Annotated in this window: 20 protein-coding genes; 13 read left to right on the forward strand and 7 right to left on the reverse strand. The window is 42.7% G+C overall.

Annotated elements, in window-relative coordinates:
* Positions 1–4: 4 nt before the first annotated feature.
* Positions 5–265: a DUF4212 domain-containing protein gene (locus JMX94_RS09775; protein WP_201565170.1), complete on the reverse strand. Its 261-nt coding sequence runs from the start codon at positions 263–265 to the stop codon at positions 5–7.
* A gap of 1,014 nt (positions 266–1,279) precedes the next feature.
* Between JMX94_RS09775 and JMX94_RS09780 the strand changes: the two genes are divergently transcribed.
* Entirely contained in the window at positions 1,280–2,776 is a 1,497-nt protein-coding gene (locus tag JMX94_RS09780) for a sodium:alanine symporter family protein (protein WP_201565171.1), read from the forward strand.
* 282 nt (positions 2,777–3,058) lie between these two features.
* Here the strand turns inward: JMX94_RS09780 and JMX94_RS09785 are convergent, their stop codons facing one another.
* On the reverse strand, positions 3,059–4,945 hold the full coding sequence (locus tag JMX94_RS09785; RefSeq protein WP_374220413.1) for an electron transfer flavoprotein-ubiquinone oxidoreductase: 1,887 nt from the start codon (positions 4,943–4,945) through the stop codon (positions 3,059–3,061).
* A 409-nt stretch (positions 4,946–5,354) separates the two neighbouring features.
* Here JMX94_RS09785 and JMX94_RS09790 point away from each other — a divergent pair, with 409 nt between their 5' ends.
* The 4 genes from JMX94_RS09790 to JMX94_RS09805 all read left to right on the forward strand — a co-directional run bounded on the left by JMX94_RS09790 (position 5,355) and on the right by JMX94_RS09805 (position 8,992).
* Positions 5,355–6,107 carry a DUF1285 domain-containing protein gene (locus tag JMX94_RS09790; protein ID WP_201565186.1) on the forward strand — a complete coding sequence of 251 codons (753 nt, stop codon included), beginning with the start codon at positions 5,355–5,357 and terminating at the stop codon, positions 6,105–6,107.
* Positions 6,108–6,273: 166 nt separating this feature from the next.
* Positions 6,274–7,173 (forward strand): glutamate racemase, encoded by a 900-nt coding sequence (murI, locus tag JMX94_RS09795; RefSeq protein ID WP_201565172.1) that lies wholly within the window; start codon positions 6,274–6,276, stop codon positions 7,171–7,173.
* Positions 7,174–7,404: 231 nt separating this feature from the next.
* Positions 7,405–8,436: a DUF4062 domain-containing protein gene (locus tag JMX94_RS09800; protein ID WP_227673595.1), complete on the forward strand. Its 1,032-nt coding sequence runs from the start codon at positions 7,405–7,407 to the stop codon at positions 8,434–8,436.
* Between the two features lie 256 nt (positions 8,437–8,692).
* The gene (locus JMX94_RS09805; RefSeq protein ID WP_201565174.1) at positions 8,693–8,992 is read left to right on the forward strand and encodes a hypothetical protein; all 300 of its coding nucleotides are present in this window, start codon (positions 8,693–8,695) and stop codon (positions 8,990–8,992) included.
* A 159-nt stretch (positions 8,993–9,151) separates the two neighbouring features.
* Here the strand turns inward: JMX94_RS09805 and JMX94_RS09810 are convergent, their stop codons facing one another.
* Positions 9,152–10,642 carry a lytic murein transglycosylase gene (locus JMX94_RS09810; protein WP_201565175.1) on the reverse strand — a complete coding sequence of 497 codons (1,491 nt, stop codon included), beginning with the start codon at positions 10,640–10,642 and terminating at the stop codon, positions 9,152–9,154.
* A gap of 293 nt (positions 10,643–10,935) precedes the next feature.
* On the opposite strand from JMX94_RS09810, the gene JMX94_RS09815 reads away from it, so the two are divergent.
* Positions 10,936–12,423, forward strand: coding sequence for an AAA family ATPase (locus JMX94_RS09815; protein WP_201565176.1), 1,488 nt, complete (start codon positions 10,936–10,938; stop codon positions 12,421–12,423).
* A complete protein-coding gene (locus JMX94_RS09820; RefSeq protein ID WP_201565177.1) occupies positions 12,410–13,015 on the forward strand; it encodes a retron system putative HNH endonuclease in 606 nt (201 codons plus the stop codon). Before JMX94_RS09815 ends, JMX94_RS09820 begins: the two co-directional genes overlap by 14 nt.
* A 55-nt stretch (positions 13,016–13,070) precedes the next feature.
* On the opposite strand, the gene JMX94_RS09825 is transcribed toward JMX94_RS09820, so the two are convergent.
* The 3 genes from JMX94_RS09825 to msrA form a co-directional block, all read right to left on the reverse strand.
* Positions 13,071–13,784, reverse strand: coding sequence for a DUF1499 domain-containing protein (locus tag JMX94_RS09825; protein WP_201565178.1), 714 nt, complete (start codon positions 13,782–13,784; stop codon positions 13,071–13,073).
* 65 nt (positions 13,785–13,849) lie between these two features.
* Positions 13,850–14,524, reverse strand: coding sequence for a thiopurine S-methyltransferase (gene tmpT / locus JMX94_RS09830; protein ID WP_201565179.1), 675 nt, complete (start codon positions 14,522–14,524; stop codon positions 13,850–13,852).
* A gap of 121 nt (positions 14,525–14,645) precedes the next feature.
* Positions 14,646–15,167, reverse strand: a complete 522-nt coding sequence (gene msrA, locus JMX94_RS09835) for a peptide-methionine (S)-S-oxide reductase MsrA (RefSeq protein ID WP_183621279.1) — start codon at positions 15,165–15,167, stop codon at positions 14,646–14,648.
* A gap of 288 nt (positions 15,168–15,455) precedes the next feature.
* On the opposite strand from msrA, the gene cmoA reads away from it, so the two are divergent.
* Together cmoA and cmoB are read left to right on the forward strand one after the other, a co-directional pair.
* A complete protein-coding gene (cmoA, locus tag JMX94_RS09840) occupies positions 15,456–16,277 on the forward strand; it encodes a carboxy-S-adenosyl-L-methionine synthase CmoA (protein ID WP_374220414.1) in 822 nt (273 codons plus the stop codon).
* A 73-nt stretch (positions 16,278–16,350) separates the two neighbouring features.
* Positions 16,351–17,397 (forward strand): tRNA 5-methoxyuridine(34)/uridine 5-oxyacetic acid(34) synthase CmoB, encoded by a 1,047-nt coding sequence (cmoB, locus tag JMX94_RS09845; RefSeq protein WP_201565180.1) that lies wholly within the window; start codon positions 16,351–16,353, stop codon positions 17,395–17,397.
* A 133-nt stretch (positions 17,398–17,530) separates the two neighbouring features.
* On the opposite strand, the gene JMX94_RS09850 is transcribed toward cmoB, so the two are convergent.
* Positions 17,531–17,749 (reverse strand): DUF2788 domain-containing protein, encoded by a 219-nt coding sequence (locus JMX94_RS09850; protein WP_201565181.1) that lies wholly within the window; start codon positions 17,747–17,749, stop codon positions 17,531–17,533.
* A gap of 387 nt (positions 17,750–18,136) precedes the next feature.
* On the opposite strand from JMX94_RS09850, the gene argS reads away from it, so the two are divergent.
* From argS to JMX94_RS13415, 4 genes are all read left to right on the forward strand, one after another.
* Positions 18,137–19,966, forward strand: coding sequence for an arginine--tRNA ligase (gene argS / locus JMX94_RS09855; protein WP_201565182.1), 1,830 nt, complete (start codon positions 18,137–18,139; stop codon positions 19,964–19,966).
* A 111-nt stretch (positions 19,967–20,077) separates the two neighbouring features.
* The gene (locus JMX94_RS09860) at positions 20,078–20,905 is read left to right on the forward strand and encodes an SPOR domain-containing protein (protein WP_201565183.1); all 828 of its coding nucleotides are present in this window, start codon (positions 20,078–20,080) and stop codon (positions 20,903–20,905) included.
* A 102-nt stretch (positions 20,906–21,007) separates the two neighbouring features.
* The gene (locus tag JMX94_RS09865; RefSeq protein WP_265088953.1) at positions 21,008–21,721 is read left to right on the forward strand and encodes a PTS sugar transporter subunit IIC; all 714 of its coding nucleotides are present in this window, start codon (positions 21,008–21,010) and stop codon (positions 21,719–21,721) included.
* Positions 21,722–21,732: 11 nt separating this feature from the next.
* Positions 21,733–21,871 (forward strand): PTS sugar transporter subunit IIC (locus JMX94_RS13415; protein ID WP_265088954.1); only part of this gene is annotated, 139 nt, incomplete at its 3' end.

The following is a 21,871-nucleotide window of genomic DNA, read 5'->3' on the forward strand; positions in this document are numbered from 1 at the left end:
AGGACTATTCCTCGTCTACACCATATTGTTTATCGAGTTTATTCATGCGCCATGCATAGAAGAAGATTAAAGCGATAAATACGATAAGAGCCCCTTGTTGTGCAAACCAGAAGCTTATATCGGTACCGCCTACTCTAATACCTGACAATAATGGACGTAGTAAGATGCCAAAACCATAAGAGACTAAGGCCCAAATGACAAGGCTAACTTTAATGAGACGGAGATTGGCACGCCAATAACCTGATGAATCGTTGTGGTTCTCCATAGGACAACTCCTTTTGTCTAGCTTAAAAACATAATTATTGATTTGAGCCTAACAAGTGCTGATTGCGTGGCGCTTCACGCGCTATTAGCCCTATAAAACTGCGATATAGGTGGCTTATGCAATCGGACTCAAGTACTTGGCTGAAAAAAATACTTACCCATGAAAGAGGCGTTGGCTATTTGTTAGTCAATAAACGACAAGAAATAGCTATTTGCTGCCTCATACCATCAAAATGATAAAAATACTTAAAAGTGCACCATTCATAACGTTTTAAAAAATACTCATCTAACAACCTGTTATTTAAAAATTGCTGCTATCAAAATGAGGTATTTAATAGTCGAGTCTATAAAAAAAGTTCAGGTAAAGATTGTTGAAATAGAGCGTATGAACAGAGTGTTTTTTAAAATAAAAAGTTAACGAGGGTGGTGATTACGGCTTTTAAGTATATCTTGCAGAAAAAGGGGATTTATCGAGGAAATACAATGGGGTGGAACAATCCGCTGTCTTTTACGATCCCGTCTTCCTGACAAGAGTCTTAAAGTTTTTAATACGCTAGCTATTCATGCCAATAAGTCAATATCAACCGAACGCCGTTGTCTATAAACTCCAGTTTATTGCTATTAAGAAACATCGTGATTGAAAACTCAATTTCAAATAATATCTCAATTTTGCTAAATAACCACAAAGCGGTCAATGTTATCAAGAAATTAAGCTCTTATAACTGGTATCAACGATTGATTTTACTAAAATCGTACGATAACTGTCTAATAAATGCTTCTAATTTGTTACTTTACCCATTCTATAGCAGTTCAAGGGTAAGTAACATTTATTTCGTAAATAAACTTCTTAGCATGATAACCAAATTTGATAGTGGAATGCGTCTTAATCTCTATAGAATGCACACGGTATCTTGGTAGCAGGCATTTTTAGCAAGGTTATTGGCTATTTTAATCGATTAAATGAATTTTTAGATAAAAATAAGCAAAATTTATACAGCGTAAGTGAGGAGTTCTTATGAATGAAGGCATAGCAGGTTGGTTTAATAGCATCGTTAATTACGGTGTTAGTATTATTTGGGGTAATAATGATTGGTTAATCGCCAGCAATCCTTGGTATGGCTTGCTAATGTTTGTCTTGATTGGTGCCGGTCTTTATTTTACCGTTGCTACGCGTTTTATTCAATTTCGTCACTTCGGTCATATGTGGCAATTATTACGGGTGTCAAATCAAGGCCGTAAAGATGGTGGTATCAGCTCGTTTGAGGCGCTGATGACCTCACTGGCGGCGCGCGTCGGTACGGGTAACTTGGCAGGGGTAGCCATTGCTATCTATCTTGGTGGACCGGGGGCGGTGTTTTGGATGTGGATGACGGCGATCGTGGGGATGTCGACCAGTTTTATCGAGTCAACCTTAGCGCAAGCCTATAAAGTGCCGCACAATGACAATGTTTACCGCGGTGGACCGGCTTACTATATCGAAAAAGGTTTGGGTAAACGCTGGCTTGCAATATTTTTCTCGCTTTGTTTGTTGGTTGCTTTTGGTTTGGCATTCAACGGCGTGCAGTCAAATACCATTGCACAAGCGACCAATGAAGCCTTTGGTATTCCAACATGGATGACAGGTTTGGTATTGGTGCTACTGGTTGCGCCAGTGGTATTTGGTGGTTTGCGTTCGGTTGCGCGTATCGCGGGTAAAATCGTGCCGGTTATGGCGATTCTTTATATCTTATTGGCGCTTTATATTATTGTTACCAATTTTAGCGAATTCCCAGCGGCGATTGCCTTGATTGTAAAATCGGCCTTTGGCTTTGAGCAGGCAGCGGGCGGTGTGATTGGTTATGGTATTGCGCAAGCAATGATTAACGGTATCAAGCGCGGTCTATTTTCTAACGAAGCCGGTATGGGCTCAGCGCCTAATGCGGCAGCAACGGCAAAAAGCCATCCTGATCATCCAGCGGTGCAAGGTTTTATGCAAATGCTGGGTGTGTTTATGGATACGCTGGTTATCTGTACCGCAACCGCTGCTATTATTATTCTCTCTGGCGTCGTCGACCCGAGTGTCGAGCAAGAAGGTATTCAGTTAACCCAGCTAGCATTGTCGCAGTATGTGGGCGATATGGGCGTGATTTTCGTCGCGATTGCTATTTTCTTTTTCTCATTTACCTCTATCATCGCCAACTACAGTTATGGTGAGTCTAATCTTGAATTTATCTCTGGTGAGAAAAATGCCAAGGTCATGATCATGATTTTCCGCTTTATGGTTTTGGGCATGGTATTTGTCGGCGCAATTGCGAGCTTACCTGCGATTTGGAACTTCGCTGACTTATCGATGGGTCTCATGGCACTCGTTAACTTAATAGCGATTTTAATCTTGTCACCCGTAGCGCTGCGCATATTGCGCGATTATGAAAGACAAATTAAAGAAGGTAAAACGGGCGATCAAATCAAGTTTAATCCCGATGACTTTGTGAAATTAAAAGATGAAGCCAATCGTGATGCGTGGACTGATTAGCCTTTCTTAGGGCGTGTCCTCAATTCAATCGATGGACATCTAAACGGTCTAAAAATGGCTAAATTTTGCCAAACTTCGTCAAATAGCTTGGTAATATCCCGATATTAACTGCACTATTTTCCTTGTTTGGCTACAATTTATCTCATTTTTATCACCATTTTTAAAATGAGGACACGCCCTAGTAAATCAAGAAATTGAGCCATTAAAGTTATAAACATTAAAAAACCGCCCTTATCATTAAGAGCGGTTTTTTTATTAAGCTATATTTATCTCAAGCATGGTTTACATGTTTGGATAGTTAGGACCGCCGCCGCCTTCTGGCGTCACCCAAGTAATGTTCTGCGACGGATCTTTAATGTCACAGGTTTTACAATGGACGCAGTTTTGCGCATTAATCACAAACTTAGCGCCTTCGGCATCTTTTACCACTTCATAAACACCCGCTGGGCAGTACAGGCGCGCAGGCTCAGCATATAGGGGTAAGTTAATAGAGATAGGCACTGTTGAATCAGTCAGTTTTAAATGCGTTGGCTGATCTTCAGCGTGGTTGGTATTAGAGACAAATACTGACGATAATTTATCAAATATCAATTTGCCATCTGGCTTAGGATAGGTTGGCTGGTAGGCATGAGCCGCACGTTCTAGCTGATCGTAGTCAGGAAGATTGTCGTGTAGGGTAAATGGCATTTTACCTTTCAACAAGTTGTGCTCGATAAAGGTAAACGCGCCGCCCATAAACAGACCCATGCGATGTATCGCAGGCGAGAAGTTACGCGACTCGTAGTTGTCTTGGTACAGCCATGACTCTTTATACATAGTGGTATAAGCCACTACTTCGTCATGCTCACGACCAGCTTGTAATGCTTCGAAAATTGCCTCAGCAGCTAGCATGCCTGACTTCATAGAAGTATGCGTGCCTTTAATCTTGGCAGGGTTCAAGAATCCAGCATCATCACCGACCAACACGCCACCTGGGAAGGTGAATTTTGGTAATGAGTTTAAGCCGCCTTTGGTCAACGCACGTGCGCCGTAAGAGATGCGCTTACCGCCTTCTAGTACGTTTTTGATGACAGGGTGGGTTTTTAAGCGCTGCATCTCATCGAATGGCGACATATATGGGTTGTGGTAAGACAAATCAGCGACAAGACCAAAGCTTACTTGGTTGTTCTCATCAAAGTATAACCACCAACCACCAGTAGAACCTGTTTCGGTCAATGGCCAACCAAGACCATGCATGACCACACCTTGCTCGTGTTTCTCAGGTGCAACTTCCCACAGCTCTTTTAGACCAATACCGTAATGCTGAGGGTCAGAGTCTTTATCAAGACCGAAACGACTGATTAAGCGTTTGCCCAAATGACCGCGGCTACCTTCAGCGAAGATAGTGTACTTGGCAAGCAGCTCGTAACCAGGCTCAAAGCTGGCCTTGGCTTCGCCACTGGCAGCCACACCCATATCGCCAGTCAAGATACCACGTACAGAACCGTCATCGTTGTATAAAATGTCAGCAGCAGGGAAACCTGGGAACATCATGACTTCAAGCTCTTCAGCCTGTACGGCTAACCAACGAACCACATTGCCTAATGAAACAATATAGTTGCCATTGTTGTGCATTGGGGCTGGAATAAGAGGGTCAGGAACCTTGGTTGAACGAGTGGCTGAATTCAAGTAGTAGAAGCGATCTTCAGTGGCTGGCACATTTAATGGTGCGCCTTTTTCTTTCCAGTCTGGTATCAGCTCGTTTAAAGCACGTGGCTCGATGACCGCGCCAGATAAGGTATGCGCACCAAATTCTGAGCCTTTTTCGACCACACAAACCATAAACTCATCGTTACCAGCTTCGATAGCGAGCTGACGTAGACGAATGGCGGCAGACAAACCTGCAGGTCCACCACCGACGACAATAACGTCAAATTCCATCGACTCACGTTCGATTTCAGGCTCTGCGACGACTGGTTCTACGACAGGCTCAGGTGTTTCTTTTAACACAGGAGCGTCTACCACAGAAGCAGCAGCTGCTGTCGCTTCAACTTCAGCGGCTTCTTCAGTCATGGCGACTTCTTTAGCTTCTACAGTTGCCGTTTCTGCTACTGGTGTATCAGTATTTACGGTATCGCTATTTACGATGTCACTATCAACGACTGGCGTTTGATTGTCTTGCTCTTGCATACCTACTCCTAAACTTGTAGTGGCTTATCTCAGGGCATCATTAGCTTAACAATTGAATAATAAGGCTTGCGGCGCTAACGTTACTCAGACATATGGCTGCCCGATAAAAACTGTCTTTGCGGCATCAATTGACGACGTTAAGATTAAAAATATCCGATATAAAAAATATCAACCTACAACGTAAAATGTGTCATTAATACAACACCCACTGAACCATTTGAAATAAAAAATCGTTACTCATTATAAAAGAAAAGTCCTACAAACACGATACGCATTTCTGGGCATCAATGTTAAGGTAAGAATGACTGAGTAGGGGTACAATGACGATAGGCTTTCATCATACCCGAAACTAAAATTTATAGTAATAACAGATTTGCCAAACTTTGATTACTAAATAAAGGATTGTATGATGAATGATAACAATAAAAGTGTCGATACCGCTGCTGAAAATAACGCTCAAGCCCCACATGATATAGCGTCCGAGCTTAAAAATATGGATGCGCTTAGCCAGTATTTTAAGTCGGCAGCCGGCATACGTGAAGGACGCGCCATACCGCCTCTTGAAAAATGGCATCCTGAGCAAGTAGAGGATATGGATTTGACTATCAAAGCCAATGGCGAGTGGTGGCACGAAGGCGTGCACATGACCCGGCAGTCATTAGTCAATTTATTTGCCACTATCTTATGGAAAGAGGAAAATGCTGGCAAGGTTGAGTATTTTTTAAAGACACCGGTACAAAAGCTGCGTATTCAAGTAGAAGATGCACCGTTATTGATTAACGATGTCGGTATCGTTGATGAAGACGATAAGCGCTGGCTGGAATTTACTACCACCACGGGCGATGTGGTGCGTTTAGATGATGAGCATACGATTAGTCTGCGTGCTTATATACCTGAAGACGATGCCAGTAATATTGATGCTAGCAATATTGATGCTAGCAGTATTTGTGATAATGATAAAAACGAAGAAAATAAACCCTCAGAAAGCGATACCCAAGTTCGTCCTTATATGATGGTACGAAATAACTTGCACGCGCTGATTGGGCGTAACGCCTTTTATCATTTAACGGAAATTGGGGAATTGACAGAGCGTGGTGGTGAGACGATACTAACGCTGCAAAGTGGCGGTAAGTCCTATGCATTATCAATGCCATTCAGCTAAGCATAAAACATATTTAGCATCCGATAATATTTAACATCTATATAAAAACGGCGGTAAGATAGCAATGAAAATTGCCGTAAAAGCAGCTCCAAACAATACAAGCTATGAGAGCCTTGATACAGCCTCACTGATATTTACTAATCATAATACGAATATTAAAAAGGTTATGTCGAATAATAGCGTGATAAATAATGCGGTTAAAAATGATCGCATCGCGCCAATAGGCTTGTTTGATTCGGGGGTTGGAGGGTTGTCGGTTTATCTACACTTGGCTCAGCAATTACCGCATGAGCGTTATGTTTATTATGCCGATACCTTGCATGTGCCGTATGGCAATCGTGATAGTGAAGATATTAAGGCTTTGACGCTGACAGCGGTAGAATGGCTGTACCAACAAGGCTGCAAGCTTATCGTTATCGCCTGTAATAGCGCCTCAGCTTATGCATTAGAGACCGCCAGACGCTGTTATCCGCAGCTGCCTATTGTCGGTTTGGTACCTGCTTTAAAACCTGCGGTCTTAGCCAGTAAAACCGGTCATGTCGCGGTATTGGCAACGAAAGCGACTTTAAATGGGACGTTACTTAACGATGTCATCACTAACGTTGCCAGCCCCCATGCCACCAAAGTAACCAAGTATTTTGACCCAAAATTGGTCCCTTGGGTCGAGTCAGGTATGCCAAAAGATAGTAAAACCGCTCAGGATTTACGCCAGCAATTACGCCTATTCACCCAAGATGGTATCGACCAGTTGGTACTAGGCTGTACCCATTATCCCTTTTTTAAAGCGTTTTTACGCCAAGAGATTGCAGAGCAGCAATTAGCGATACAAATTGTCGACTCAGGGCAAGCAATCGCTGAGCGCGTCAAGCAACTGTTGTTAACAAACCAGTTGTTGGCGTTGCCCGCCGAGGTTGCAGCTGATGAAGCGTTGAGTGATAAGGCAACAAGGGTGAATCTATCGCCACCATTGACCTTTTATGCGACCAAATATGATGAGAAGTTAGGTGTGGTAATACAGCATTTGTTAGGCCAGCAGACTGATATACACTATTACCTTTCGCCTTAAGCGGCTTTGTTTATCCTAAGAAGCGTTTTTTATCTGCTCAATAATCAGCTAGCTGTTATAATCCCGCAATATATTAATGGAATTAGTAATAAACTAAACGCATCTCAGTAATATTGTGCTAGGCTAGTATTTGCTAAACAGAATATTTGAGATGCTCCTGATTTCGTTAGCAATTTATTTAGCAATTGATATGACTATTATTTATATCACTACCTAAGCTTAGAGGTGATTGTGCCAAACCGTCGCTATCATATTCACGTCATATGCGCTGACAACGACCAGCTGTTGGTTTTAGACAGTGTGGCGATGTTTTTTCAAGCCCGCGCATTTTTAACTTATGACGTTTCTAGCAAATTACCGAAAGCGTCGTTATATGGGCGCCAGTGTATCGATGCCTGTGATTATGCGCTGATGATTATCGGTGATAGCTATGGTACGGCGCAAAATACCGGTGTTAGTCAAATGCATTTGAGCTACCTCAATGCCAAAGCCAAGCTCAAACCCTTGTTAATATTGGTTAAAAGCCACCATAATGAGGTCAATATCAGTCGGCAGCTGCAAGAATTCACCAATATGGTGACCAAAAAAGCCGATAAGATTTATTATTATGAGAACGAAAACGATATCGAGCAGTTGCTTATTCAAGCCTACTATAAAATGGTCGCCAATCATGGGGTAGAAGATGGCTGGGTAAGAGTCAGTGACGAGCTGATGAAAGCGAATAAATCGGCACTTACTGAAGAGATGTCTGCTAGCTTTTCGACCAATAGACTACCTAAGCAAGCTCAAGAACATCCAGTTATTATTAATCATCTTACCGCTGATAGTGTCAGTAAACCCATCATACTGACCGAAACTTTTGAGGTTCAATATAAAGCGCAAGCTTATGAGGGTGGTAATTTAACCGATGTGACCAGACCCATGATTTTGTCGTGGCAAGAGGTATTAGTCACCTTGATGAAAATACCTGCGACCTTTTCAAGCTATGGTTTGCAGAGCGCTATCAATCGCTTAATCGCTACGAGAGCTGAGGCAGATATTAAAAAAGACATGCCAAACGTTCATGCTGTGGCGCGCTGTCAGATTTCTCAGGATGATTTAAATCAATTGCAGCGTCAATTGGTAGCGGCGAACTGGATACAATTAACCACTTATGGCACGCGGGTCACCCAAGAGCTATGGAAACTCACCTACCATGCAAAAAGTCTATTGGCCGATAAAAAGCCAAAAATAGACAGTCAGCCGTCGCTGCCTCTGAATTAACGCCACGTATCACTCTTATTATTAATAAATATCTTATTCAATTTATAAGCAGCTAGGTGTATCTATAAAAGCCTGATTGATGGCTGCCTCTAACGATTTAACTGTTACATTTTGCGCTCTAAATAAATTTTAAGACGCCCATGGCTACGTTTTGTAATACAAAGCATACGTCTCAATGGTTGTGAAGCTAGGCAATACCCGTAATAATGGAGCTGATAAGCACATAACAATATTGAACAACTAGGGAGAATAAATAATGAGCAACTCTAAAAAAGATATATTAAACACTGAATTAACCAGCTTGGAAGAGAAGATGCACGAGGCAAACCAGTTTCATACCTTGGAAGAGCAAGTAGCCGATATGAAGCGTCGCGGTATTGATCCAACTCAAGCCTATAAAGATTTGGATAGAAAAGAAGAAGATGCCGATTGGGGCGATGCTACGTGGAAAGAAAATGGTAAATGGGAGCCAAAAACGCCTGCTGATCTAGATGAGAAAGCACGTGAAAACTGGGATGGTGACAACGGTAAACCAACCCCGCCACCGATTGTTTAGTAGCAGTTGTTTATAGAGATTATTTAATAACGACCATTTATTCTTAAAGCCTTAAAGGTATTTTATAAAAAAGCCACGCTAATTTGCGTGGCTTTTTTGTTAGATGGCTAACGCTAGTAATTAAATATCATAGCTTTAACCGTTCATTTTAATATCTAACTAGGAACCTTCATCCACACGCACGAGTTTCACTGTGCCATCAGGACTGGTCACACGGCGATAGCGCGTATTGCTTGATGGTGATGGTGATGTTGATGTTGATGGTTGTACGGAGTAAGTATTAGAAGTGGATTTAGGGCTAGTTTGCTGCTGAATCAATTGTCCCATACGGTCGGCAGGGGCAGGATTTAAAGGACGACTGTTTGCTGGTTGCCCATATTGGTTGCCATACTGAGAGCTGCCAGTAGCAGCGGTATTACCAATAATTGCGCGATAAAACTTCTGTCCTGCGCGTCCATCTGCTGGGAAGATTCCATGGCTTGATTGATATTGTTGAATCGCAGTGCGCGTATTATCACCGATGATACCGTCGACTTCTCCAATATCGTAGCCGGCATTTAATAATGCTTGCTGAATTGCTCTGGATTCTTGGCGACCAATACCAGGGTCGTCAGTTGGCCAAGCGGTGATAAAGTCAGTTTTACTGCTATCCTCGCGCGTAATGAGATCGGATAAATGGGCAATCGCCAGTGCATAGCTTTCTGAGGCATTATACGAATAAAAGGTATCGAAGTTTTTACCGACTAAGAAAGCGGGACCGTCAGGACCTGCAGGTAATAATAGACCGGCACTATTCAAATCAGACGGCAGCGGGCTACCGTTCGCCAATGTCAGCCCTTGATTGCGCCAATGGCTGATAGATTTTTTATCTTTACGGTTCGATGCACCCCAAAATCCGCTTGGCAGTTTGACTTCATAACCCCATGGCTCACCTGAGCGGTAGCCACGTTTATCGAGGAAATTGGCAGTAGAGGCAAGCGCGTCAGGGACACTATTAACCAAGTCGCGACGACCATCACCATCGAAATCGACGGCCAATTCTAAAAAGGTACTTGGCATAAATTGTGTTTGCCCAAATGCACCAGCCCAAGAACCGGTCATATCGCTGGGTGCGATATCGCCGTTTTGCACAATTTTTAGCGCATTGGCGTATTCGCCTTGGAAATAGCTTTGACGACGATCAAAACAAGACAGCGTCGCTAAAGATTCAAACAAAGGCTTTTTCCCCAATGTCTGACCAAAGTTAGACTCTACGCCCCACACCCCTAATACGTGCTCGGCTTTGACGCCATAGCGCGATTCGATGCGGCGCAGTGTATCTGCCCATTGACGCTTGGCGTGGATACCATCTTCTACTCGTTCCGTATCGACAAGTGACGACAGATAATCCCAGACGTCCTTTTGAAATTCGGGTTGATAGTTTAACGACTGAATAACGCTAGGGTCAGGTTGGCTTGGGCGATAGTTATTAAAGGTAAAGCTATCGACGCCGCGGAATTTGCTAGAGTTCTTTAGACCATCTAAGCACTGTTGAAACTCGCTATTAGATAAGTCTGGCGCTGGTGGTCTGGCGGCTTGGGCCGTGCTGGCAAGACTGAGGCCAACCGCGATGCTAAGCAGCGATAAAGTGGAGAATGGAGTCAAACGCATGAGAATATCCTATAAACGTCAAAATTATCATTTAGAAGTGGAGCAAGGCTAATAAAGCTAATATTGACTTAGAGTAACCAATCTCAATAGTAAAGAAAAGGTATCGAAGCACTCAGTTACTATAAATTGACGTGAGCGTGAGGTTAGAAGAGGGATTGGAGTAAATTAAAGCTGTTTCCGAAAACAATGGCATTCCTTACTTATGTTTTAAGTTGCTATACTAATTAGCAGAAACTCTCATAGAAATCGATATAACCTTCCAATATCTGCTACCTATAAAAATAAGGTAAAAAATGAAAGTCAAACGCTTACATCTACAAAACTATGGTCGCTTTGAGGACTTAAAAATAGACTTTGCACCGACGGCTGAGAAGGCAGGTAATGTAACTGTGATTGTAGGCAATAATGGTGCTGGCAAGTCACAGGTTTTGCAGGCGTTGGCTACAGGGTTGAGTTGGTTTGTAGCAAGATTAAGTGATGAAAATGCAGATGGCGTAGAACTAACTCAATCTAATATAAAAAATAATAAACATCTATCATCAGTCAAAATTTTTATTGAAGATTTGAGCTGTATTGAAAAAAACAAAAGATGGGTTGAGGAAAATATACAGGCAGATTGGAAAATTGATGCGACTACAGAGAAAAAGTTTAGACCTGCTACTTATGGGTTAAGAGTCAATAGGTTGTCTAAAGTAACCAGAAGCTATATTCATAAATTTAAAAAGAATGAAGAAGCTAGTCTACCTATTTTAGCTTTTTATCCAGTCGATAGAGGTGTCAAAGCTACACCAGTAGAAGTTAGTGAGAATTTTATTAATAATCAGTTTACAGCCTATGATGATGCACTAGAAAAAACAGTCAATTTTGATAGTTTTTTTTCTTGGTTTCGTGAACGAGAAGATATCGAAAACGAAAAAAAGGCCCAATCTAGAAGTTTCCGTAAAGACGACTCAGACTTGTTAAGTTTATTGAAAAGTGAATTCAAACATTCAACAAGTGAAGTCAAAAAAATATTGCCTGAAAATGAAATAGACTCTATAACTTTACAGCTAATTCATGACATTAGAGACAAGATTCACTATCAATTAAATAATGATTTTCATGATAAATCGCTCTCTACTGTTCGTGATTCTATTGAATTTTTTACTAGCTTTGAAAATGTTCATATCCGCCGTCAAGGTATACCGACCATGATAGTAGAAAAAGACGGTGAAGAATTAGACGTTAACCAACTCTCTCAAGGCGAGAAATCTTTACTAGCTTTAGTTGGAGATATTGCCCGTCGCTTAGCGCTGCTTAATCCAAGTCTTGATAATCCGCTAGAAGGTGAAGGCGTGGTTATGATTGATGAAGTGGATTTGCATCTTCATCCAAAGTGGCAGCATGATTTGATTGATAAATTGGTCGCTACCTTCCCAAATCTGCAATTTATTCTGACTACTCATTCGCCACATGTTATCAGTGACCGCAATGATATTTTACTATACTCATTAGATGATAGTGAATTAACAGAAATGCCTAACGTTTATGGTGAAGATGCGAATACGGTACTTACGAAAATATTTGATGTGGATATTCGTGATAGTAAAGTGGAGGAGCAGTTTACGGTTATTCGCCGCGCTATTAGTAATCAGGACTATCCAAAGGCAGAAAACAAAATAGCAGAATTAGTAGAAAAACTACCCTCTGATCATTTAGAACTATTGAAGTGTCGTTTGTTATTGGCGCAAGCTAAGCTGGCAAGTGGCAATAATAATGAGCCTAGCCATGCAAAAGATTGATAAGTTGGGGTCAATGCCTCTTGAGACGGAAAAGGGTTTTAAAAAGTATCAAACTAAGAATTGGGGCGAAATCCCAGAAGTTATTAAAGCCCCCTTGCGACAGCAGTTATATGATGAACAACATGGAGTTTGCTGTTATTGCTGCAAAAGCTTAGGTAAAGAAAAAACTACTATCGAGCATTTAAAAAGCCGTAATGACTATCCAGATAGATGTTTTGATTATGACAATTTATTATTAAGCTGTAGGACAGCCAAGCAGTGTGACAACGCTAAAGGCAGCCAAGAATTGCCTTTAACGCCACTTATGGATGAATGTGAGAGTGAGATTAATTTGAATCTTGCAGGTGAGTTAGAATCTGAGAGTGAAAGAGGCAATGAAGCCATTAAAATATTAAATTTAAACAGCCGTAAAGCTTGTAGACGCCGCAAAGATTTGTTCACTATGATGAGTGAGGTTTTTGGTTATGACTTGCCGTATACACCTCCGATAGAAATAGTAAATGAAGATGCTCTTGAGATGCTTTTAACCTGTCTGCCTGATAAAGGTCAAAGACACGAGCTTAAGTATATTGTCAAAAAACTGACTGAATGAGAAAAGCAAAGAATACGATGTAGGGTATATTCTTTGCGCCTAACCTCAAACTCAACTACTCCCCCAAAACCTTATCCAACTCCTCAATAAAGCCATGAATACGCTCGGCATTTTTACCCAAATCGCTACCCCCAACCCGTGATTTACTGCGGATATCGACCAAACGCTTGCTACCGTTATCAGTGATACGTACGATGACATCATCTTTAAAACCAAACCATATCGTCTTATCTGTCGCTTCGATAATTCCTTGGTTAGCATCAATATTTACCAGCTGCCAACCTAAATTATCGATGACTTGTTTGGTTGCCTCAACCAGTTCAGATTTTGATTGGGGATAATTTAATGTTTGTAGTTCAGGGTAGGCGGCGCGCTGTTGGGTTGCTGCTTCTACACCTGCATACTCAACTGGGTTTGGTGCATCAGCACGTAGTGGGGCAATGGCTACAAATTCAGGCGGGTTTACCAAATCGGTCGAAATATCATGAATGGGCGGCACACTTTTGCCCTTATTCAGCATGCTAAGCGGTATTGCAATAGCAATAGTAGATAGTAGCAGCGCCATTATCGTACTGCCAAGCGTCACTGTTTTGCGTTTAAATAGGATCTGCAACACCAGCAAGATAAGGGTGGCGATACCCGCAAACACCCCAAACTTAAAACCCGTAAATGCGCTACCTAAGTCGACGACACCATACTTATAAAGCGGACCGGGTAAAGCCACCAGTAAAAAAGCGCTTAAACTGACAAGGCTTACTAAGACTTTCATCGGCTCTCTCCATTATTATTTGGTCGCTGCTTACTTTATTACTTTATCCTTACTTGCTGTGCTAATTAATCTTGGTTTTTACTTAATAGCCAAACATGCTCAGTTACCGATAGTTCGGCTGCAGAATTAAGGGTTGATGACTGGCTTTCAAGCTCAATAATTTCATAATTAGCGTCATAATACTGCTTTAATTGTTCCTGACTAATCGAAAAAGGCGGGCCGTATTTTTTACTTTGATCATAGTTCAGGGTAATTAATAGCTGTGGCGCGTTATTACTAAGCTTATATATTTGCTTACTATAATCAGGGCGCACGTCTGCTGGCAAGGCTATCAATGCCGCTCTATCATAAACGGCATCGATGTCGCCAATAGCTGTAGGACTCAGTGCAAAAATATCTGCTACCCATAAGGTAATGGTTTGACCAGCAAGCTGACCTTGATAGCGCTTTAAAGTTGAGCCATCAGCAGCGCTCGTAAACTCAGTAATGGTAGGGGTTATATTTTGCTCAATAAAGAACGCTTGTACGGCTGATTCGACCAGCTCAATGCCAACGACGTCATAGCCTACGTAAGCCAGCCACATCATATCAACCGATTTACCGCATAAAGGTACCAGCACTCGGCTACTGATGGGCAGCGCCAATGTCGAAAAGTGTTTGATTAGCTCAGGATTGACGTCAGATTGATGAAAGCCAATGCGTCCTTCTTGCCAGCGTTGTTGCCAAAATTTAGAATTCATACCATTGTTCCTAGCCTATCAATGCCTTAAAGGTTTAACATTATCATACCGCCAAACGCAATAAAAAAGCCAAGCGTATCAACCCTTGGCTTTTATAGCGTCTAAAAATTACGGTAATCGTTTAGCTCACCATATACTGACTAAACTCTTTACGTAATTTGGCAAGTTTTGGTGGTATGGCAAAGTTGCAGTAAGCCTGCCCCGGATTGCGATTAAAAAAATCTTGATGGGTTTCTTCGGCTTTATAAAACTCAACAGCAGGATGTACTTCTGTGACCACGTTAAGACCCATATCACGTAGTTTATTAATCGTACGGTCGACCGTTGGTTTTTGCGCTTCATCGGTATAAAAAACCACGCTGCGATATTGGCTGCCGACATCGTTACCTTGGCGGTCCATGGTGGTGGGATCGTGAGTAGCAAAAAACACATCGAGTACCACTTCTAAGGGTACAATAGACTCATCAAATTCCACTTTAATCACTTCAACGTGGCCTGTATCACCGCCGCAGACTGCTTCGTAATTGGCAGAAACGGCATCACCGCCCATATAACCTGAAACGACAGATTGCACGCCTTTTACCGATAAAAATACCGATTCGGTGCACCAAAAGCAGCCACCGCCTAATATAATGGTTTGCATAATTGTTCCTATTATTCTAACGATAAAATATGCCCTAAATAGTGTCTTTAGCAAATCGCTCTTATCTTCAAGGCAATTGATTAAAAAATTCGCTATTTAGCAATATACATTTAGCTTAGCAGGGCAGTTGCCCGCGATAAGTAACAAACAGTAATGTTATAATGGGCTTTTGCTATCTAAAAATGTCTTAGAAACCATTAGCGCCATACTTTTTCATTATAGTTCTGTTATCAAAAATCAAAGTTACATTATCAAAAAACGAACCACCATCAAAAAACGAGCCACCCCATGAGCGAAACCAAGCCAACTACTGTTGTTAATAATACTGTTACTAATGATACCGTTAAAAACGACATCATTAAGCATGACACCTTATTTACCACGCCACTCGATAAAGCGGCGCGTTTTTCTTTTGATGAACAAGTGGTGGCATGTTTTCCCGATATGATTCGCCGTAGTGTACCCGGTTATGGTCAGGTGCTAGCGATGTTGCCGATATTTGCCCGTCGCCATTGCAAATACCGCCAACAGGACAATAATGGGCAACGTGTTAGCCGTGTCTATGATTTGGGCTGCTCATTGGGTGCGGCAAGTATGGCGTTGGCAGGCGAGTTTGAGCCGCAAGATTTACAGATTAAAGCGATTGATATCTCACCAGCGATGACCACAGAAGCGAGTACTTTATTAACGGAAAATTATCCAGCGCATAATATTGAAGTGATCACCGCTGATATTCGTGATGTTGAGTTTGAGCCATGCGATATGGTCATTCTTAATTTGACGCTGCAGTTTTTGCCCGCCGCCGATAGAGTGGCAGTGTTAGAAAAAATTTATGCAGCATTAAGTGACGGTGGGATTTTAGTATTAACCGAAAAAACCCATGCTTTTGATGAGCAGTACGATGCGTGGTTGGTTGAACGTTATTACGACTTTAAACGTGCCAATGGCTATACCGAGATGGAAATCAGCGGCAAACGTAATGCGTTAGAAAACGTTTTGATTACTGATACCTTGGATGAGCATCATGCGCGTCTAGCGCAAGTTGGCTTTGAGCGTCATCTGACGTGGTTTCAGTTTTTAAACTTTGTCTCTATTGTGGCGTTTAAATAACACTTAATCAGCGCAAATTTTTCGCCAAATCGAAGTTTTTATCAGTGCTTTATCAATACGGTAGCCGCCCTTTATGCTTAATGACACCATCACCCACGCTGAACGTGAACTGTATTTAACCTTGCTAGCACTGGCACAGCAGCAGCCGAGCGCTTATGAATGGCTGACGCGGTTACCGACATGGCTCAATGACATAAAAGATAAAGCCAATTACGCTCACGCACCCGCTTATCAAGCATCGGTAGCACGATTGCCAGAAATAACAGTCAATAATGTCGATTTAGACAACGATGTCTTGACGGTTGCCGTTAATCTTAGCGACTCTGAGCGTAAACAAACAATGGCACTGTTAAAGCAGCTAATGCCGTGGCGGAAAGGGCCTTTTCAGATTGGTGGTCGGATTGGTAGTGACGAGTCCGCTATAAAAATCGATACTGAATGGCATAGCGATTGGAAATGGCAGCGAGTGTTGCCGCATTTAGGTAATTTAAAAGGTCGGCGCGTATTGGATGTAGGCGGTGGCTCGGGTTATCACGGTTGGCGGATGGCAGGCGCAGGGGCGGAGACAGTCATTATTATTGATCCGTCATGCCTGTTTTATCATCAATTTATGGCAATTCGCCATTTTGTCGGCGCGGCAGATACTCATCCTTCAGGTCGTTATCGTACCCATTATATTCCGGTACCGCTTGAAGCTTTGCCGGAGCACAGTCAGCTATTCGATACCGTATTTAGCATGGGCGTGCTCTATCATCGTCAATCGCCGTTTGAGCATTTGCAACAGCTAAAAGGTCAGTTGGTTAAAGGTGGCGAGCTGGTGCTTGAAACCTTGGTTATCGATGGCGATGCCAATACCGTACTCGTGCCGCACGACCGCTATGCGCAGATGAATAATGTCTATTTTCTGCCATCGGTCGATGCACTCATTGGTTGGTTAGAAAAAGCAGGATTTACCGAAGTACGCTGCGTCGATGTTGCCGTGACTTCTACCGCTGAGCAGCGCAAAACTGAATGGATGACTTATCATTCGTTGGCGGATTTTTTAGACCCTAATGATGCCAGCAAAACCATCGAAGGCTATCCAGCACCGAAACGTGCGACCATTATTGCAAAAAAATAACTATTTGCAAAGAAGGGATTAGACTGCAAACAGAAGATTAGAGTCATCAATCTCGCACAAGGCTGTCATTACTTTTAAATGCGATGTTTAAAAAATTAGCAGTGTTTTGAGAAAAAGCTATGGCAAATACTGATTAAATAAACCAGCGTTTAAATGCCATTTCTATTAAAACCTTGAGGATAAAACCAATAAAGCCTGCACCAAGAGCTAAAAACATCCAAAAAGTACCCGCGCGACCCGCTTCAGATTGTTTTGATAAGTCCCAAATGATAAAGAATAAAAAGGCAATAAAAATGGGCAATAAAATATACATACCCCAACTGGTGACGGTACTGGCGGCAATAGCAAACATGGTTTTATCCTATAGATGAAAGTGTAAAGTGGCGCACGCTCTGAGGCTTTTTTTATGATTGTTTATAAATGAGACGATAATGTATAGAAAAAGCAGGCGGTAACTGTTTTTCATTATAACGCGGAATAGAGCCGCTATAAATATTTCGCTAACGTCAGGCAACAGTAACGCTACAATCAGCCTAAACAACCCTGTATTTGCAGCCTATAATAGCCATCATCTCCTAAGCTATGCCTATCCAGTATAAAAGTGGTAATTTTAACGCTATTTTTGGTTCAAATAGTGCAATAGCGCCTAAAGGTTGTTATATTTATAGGTTACTTATTTTTTTTGTATTATCTTATATTTCACCAATTTTTTTGTTCATTTATCTGAGTTTATAGTCCTATGTCACAAGCCCAAATTGATACGCTCGCCTCACTATTTGATAGTGCCATCCAAGCCCTAAAAAATGACGGCGAACTACCGGCTGATTGGCAAAACAACAGCCAAATTACACGGACAAAAGACACCAGTCATGGTGATTTTGCGAGCAATGTCGCGCTAACGGCCGCCAAAGCTGCGAAAGCCAATCCGCGCCAGCTTGCTGAAAAAATCGTCAATGCCTTGCCTGAAAACCAAAATATTCGTCAAGTAGAAATCGCAGGTCCTGGCTTTATTAACGTATTTTTAAATACTGAAGCCAAATTCGCCGTGTTAGACGATATCTTTAAGCTGCAAGAACGCTTTGGTTTAAGCAAGCAGTTTAAAGGTCAAAAAATCCAAGTTGAATTTGTCTCGGCCAATCCAACGTCTAGCTTGCACGTCGGTCATGGTCGCGGTGCCGCCTTTGGCATGAGCGTGGCAAACTTGCTTGAAGCCATTGGTTATGATGTCACGCGTGAGTATTATGTCAATGACGCCGGTCGCCAAATGGATATTTTAGCGACCAGTACTTATTTGCGCTATCTAGAAGCCAACGCTGAGCCAGTCACATTCCCAGTCAACGGCTATCAAGGCGATTATGTGAGTGATATTGCTCAAACACTAAAAACCCAGCACGCTGATAGTTATGTGCACAGTTTTGCAGAAATTGCCAAAGACGTACCAGCAGATGCGCAGTTTGAGATAAATGCAGACGGCGAAAAAGTGCTGCTATCGGGCGATAAAGAAGCCCATATCGACGGACTGATTGCTAATAGTAAAGCCTTGCTTGGTGATGGCTACGAGCTATTTTTAAATGCAGCACTTAGCAGCATTTTGGCTGATATCAAAGACGACTTAAATGACTTTGGCGTCCGCTATGAATGCTGGTTTAGCGAAAGATCAATCGATAGCGAGATTGAGCCTGTCTTACAAATCCTAGATGAAAAAGGCTATTTGTACGAAAAAGATGGCAATATTTGGTTTAAATCGACCGATTTTGGTGATGAAAAAGACCGTGTGGTACGCCGTGCCAATGGTCAAAGCACCTATTTTGCCTCTGATATCGCGTATCATAAAAATAAATTTGATCGCGGTTTTGATAAAGTCATTAATGTTTGGGGCGCTGACCATCATGGCTATGTCCCACGGGTGAAAGCGGCGTTAACGGCGCTTGGTATCGATGCCGACCGTCTTGATGTGGTGCTAGTACAGTTTGTCGCCTTATGGCGCGGCAGTGAAAAAGTGCAAATGTCGTCACGTTCGGGCAAATTTGTCACCTTACGTGAGCTGCGTCATGAAGTCGGTAACGATGCCGCGCGCTTCTATTACGTTGCCCGTAAGCCTGAAGTCCACGTCGACTTTGACTTAGAGCTGGCTAAATCGCAAAGTAAAGACAACTTGGTTTTCTATATTCAGTATGCGCATGCACGGGTTTGCCGCGTGTTAGAAAAACTAGAAACCAGTGGTCTGCAAGTAGACGATATTACTGGCGCTGAAAAGCAAGAGTTATTAACCGCACCGAGCGAAGAAGAATTGATTAAATTACTTGGCGCTTATCCGGCAACCTTGCTACGTGCAGCGACAGGCTATGAGCCGCATATCTTAACCAACTATCTAAAAGAGTTGGCGGCGTTATTTCATGGTTGGTACGATAGCAATCGTATCTTGCCCGTCAGCTTGACCTCGGGTGAGACGCCAAGCCAAGATGAGATGGATATGATGCAAGCTCGCCTACGCTTATCTAAAGCGGTTAGGCAGGTATTGAGTAATGGGCTTAGCTTATTAGGCTTGTCTGCGCCGTCTAGTATGTAGTATAAAGAGAGACGGCTGCTAGCCATCATTCGCCGACGACTATTTGGCACTAACAATTCGAAAATGATAATTCGACAACGATAGATATATTCAGTAGGGAGAACGAGATCCATGTTAGCCAAAAAACCAAAAGGTGCCACTGAAAAACGCAAAACAAGTAGTGTGTCAGGCTTATTATGGATGTTTGTTGGGGCGGTGTTGACGCTCATGATTGGGGTGTTTTTATACCTCTCACCATTGTTTAATTTTAGTCCTGCGGGCAGCGAAGACGGTACCGACCCTGATAGACAAGTGCAGCAACGAGTCGATACCGACACCGATAATGGTGATTATGAGTTTTATGATATTTTGCCCAATCAAGAGATGGCAACCATCCCTGATGAAGACTTTGGGGAAGGCGATGATAGCCAAGCAGGTCAAATCACTGACTTCGAGCCAGATGTAGTCGTTAATCAGCCTCAAAGTACGACGCCCGCTACTGATGCGGGTAACTTTGGCATCTCTGAAAATACCACTATTGAGCCGAATCGTGGCAACAATGCTAATAATGCAGCCACCAGCAATAATGACGACGATATTGTCATCGTTGAAGAAGATGCGACTTACGATGGCACACCAGCTGCCAACAATACAGGCGCGAATACAGGCGCGGCTGCGAACAAACCCAGCGCTGGTACTGCAAGCATTCAAGCGGCCAAACCTGCTACTTATATTTTGCAAATCAACAGCTTTGGTGATGCCGATGAAGCAGACCGTCGCCGTGCTCAAGTCTTGATGGCGGGTGTGGACGCTCGAGTGGTAAAAAATACCACGGGTAATGGTTTGCCTATCTATCAGGTTATCTCACGCCCGATGAATAACCGTCAAGCGGTTGCCACTGCCCAGCAACGCCTACAAAATAATGGTATAGATTCTATTATTGTCGAACAGCGTCGTTAGACCTACAGTATTGATAAAAAAAGCGTCACGGTGGCGCTTTTTTTATCCCTTTTTTTTGATATGTTTTTTGGCATCTTTTATCAAACTTAACATAAGAGCATCATGATGACTGTGACTCCTTCAGAAACTGCACCCGTCGGTATGATTCGAGCTTTTTTCCAAAAGTATTTCATTGATGCTTTCACTGGCATGGCGTTAGGACTGTTTGTTACCCTTATTGCTGGTCTTATCATCTCGCAAATCGGTGGCTGGTTAAACTTGCCCGCCTTGGTTGCGGTTGGAAAACTGGCCTCGGTGCTGATGGGTGCAGGTATCGGTGTCGGTATCGCTTACTATCTTAAAGCGCCAACGTTAGTGATGCTAAGCTGCTTGGTTGCAGGCATGCTTGGTGCGCATTCTGAAGCTTTGATGGCCGGCAACTTATTTATCGCGCAAGAAGCCGGTCCAGCAACCTTTGCTGCCGTGCCCGGTAATCCGATTGGTGCTTATTTGACCTCAGTATTTGCTTATCGTGCTGGTACTTGGGTCGCGGGCAAAACCAAGCTCGATATTTTGCTGATACCATTAGTAGTATGTACGGTGGCCCTAATCGTCTGTGCGCTGCTCAATCCTCCGGTCGTTGCTGCGGTCAATGCAATTGGTCAAGGCATTCAAGCCGCAACTGAATTGCAGCCATTATTAATGGGTATCGTGATAGCAGTCGTCGTTGGAATTCTATTGACACTACCGACCTCAAGCGCTGCTATCTGTATCGCTATTGGGCTTGGCGGCTTAGCGGGCGGGGCGGCGGTCGTTGGCTGTGCGGCGCATATGTGATTGGTTTTGCGGTGGCCAGTTTTAAAGATAACGGCGTCAGTGGCGTCATATCTCAAGGACTTGGCACCAGTATGCTACAAATCCCTAACGTCCTTAGAAAACCTATTGTTTTATTACCTGCCGTTATCGCCAGTGCTATTGTTGGTCCTA

The organism is Psychrobacter sp. CMS30 (genome assembly GCF_904846565.1).
Classification (GTDB): domain Bacteria; phylum Pseudomonadota; class Gammaproteobacteria; order Pseudomonadales; family Moraxellaceae; genus Psychrobacter; species Psychrobacter maritimus.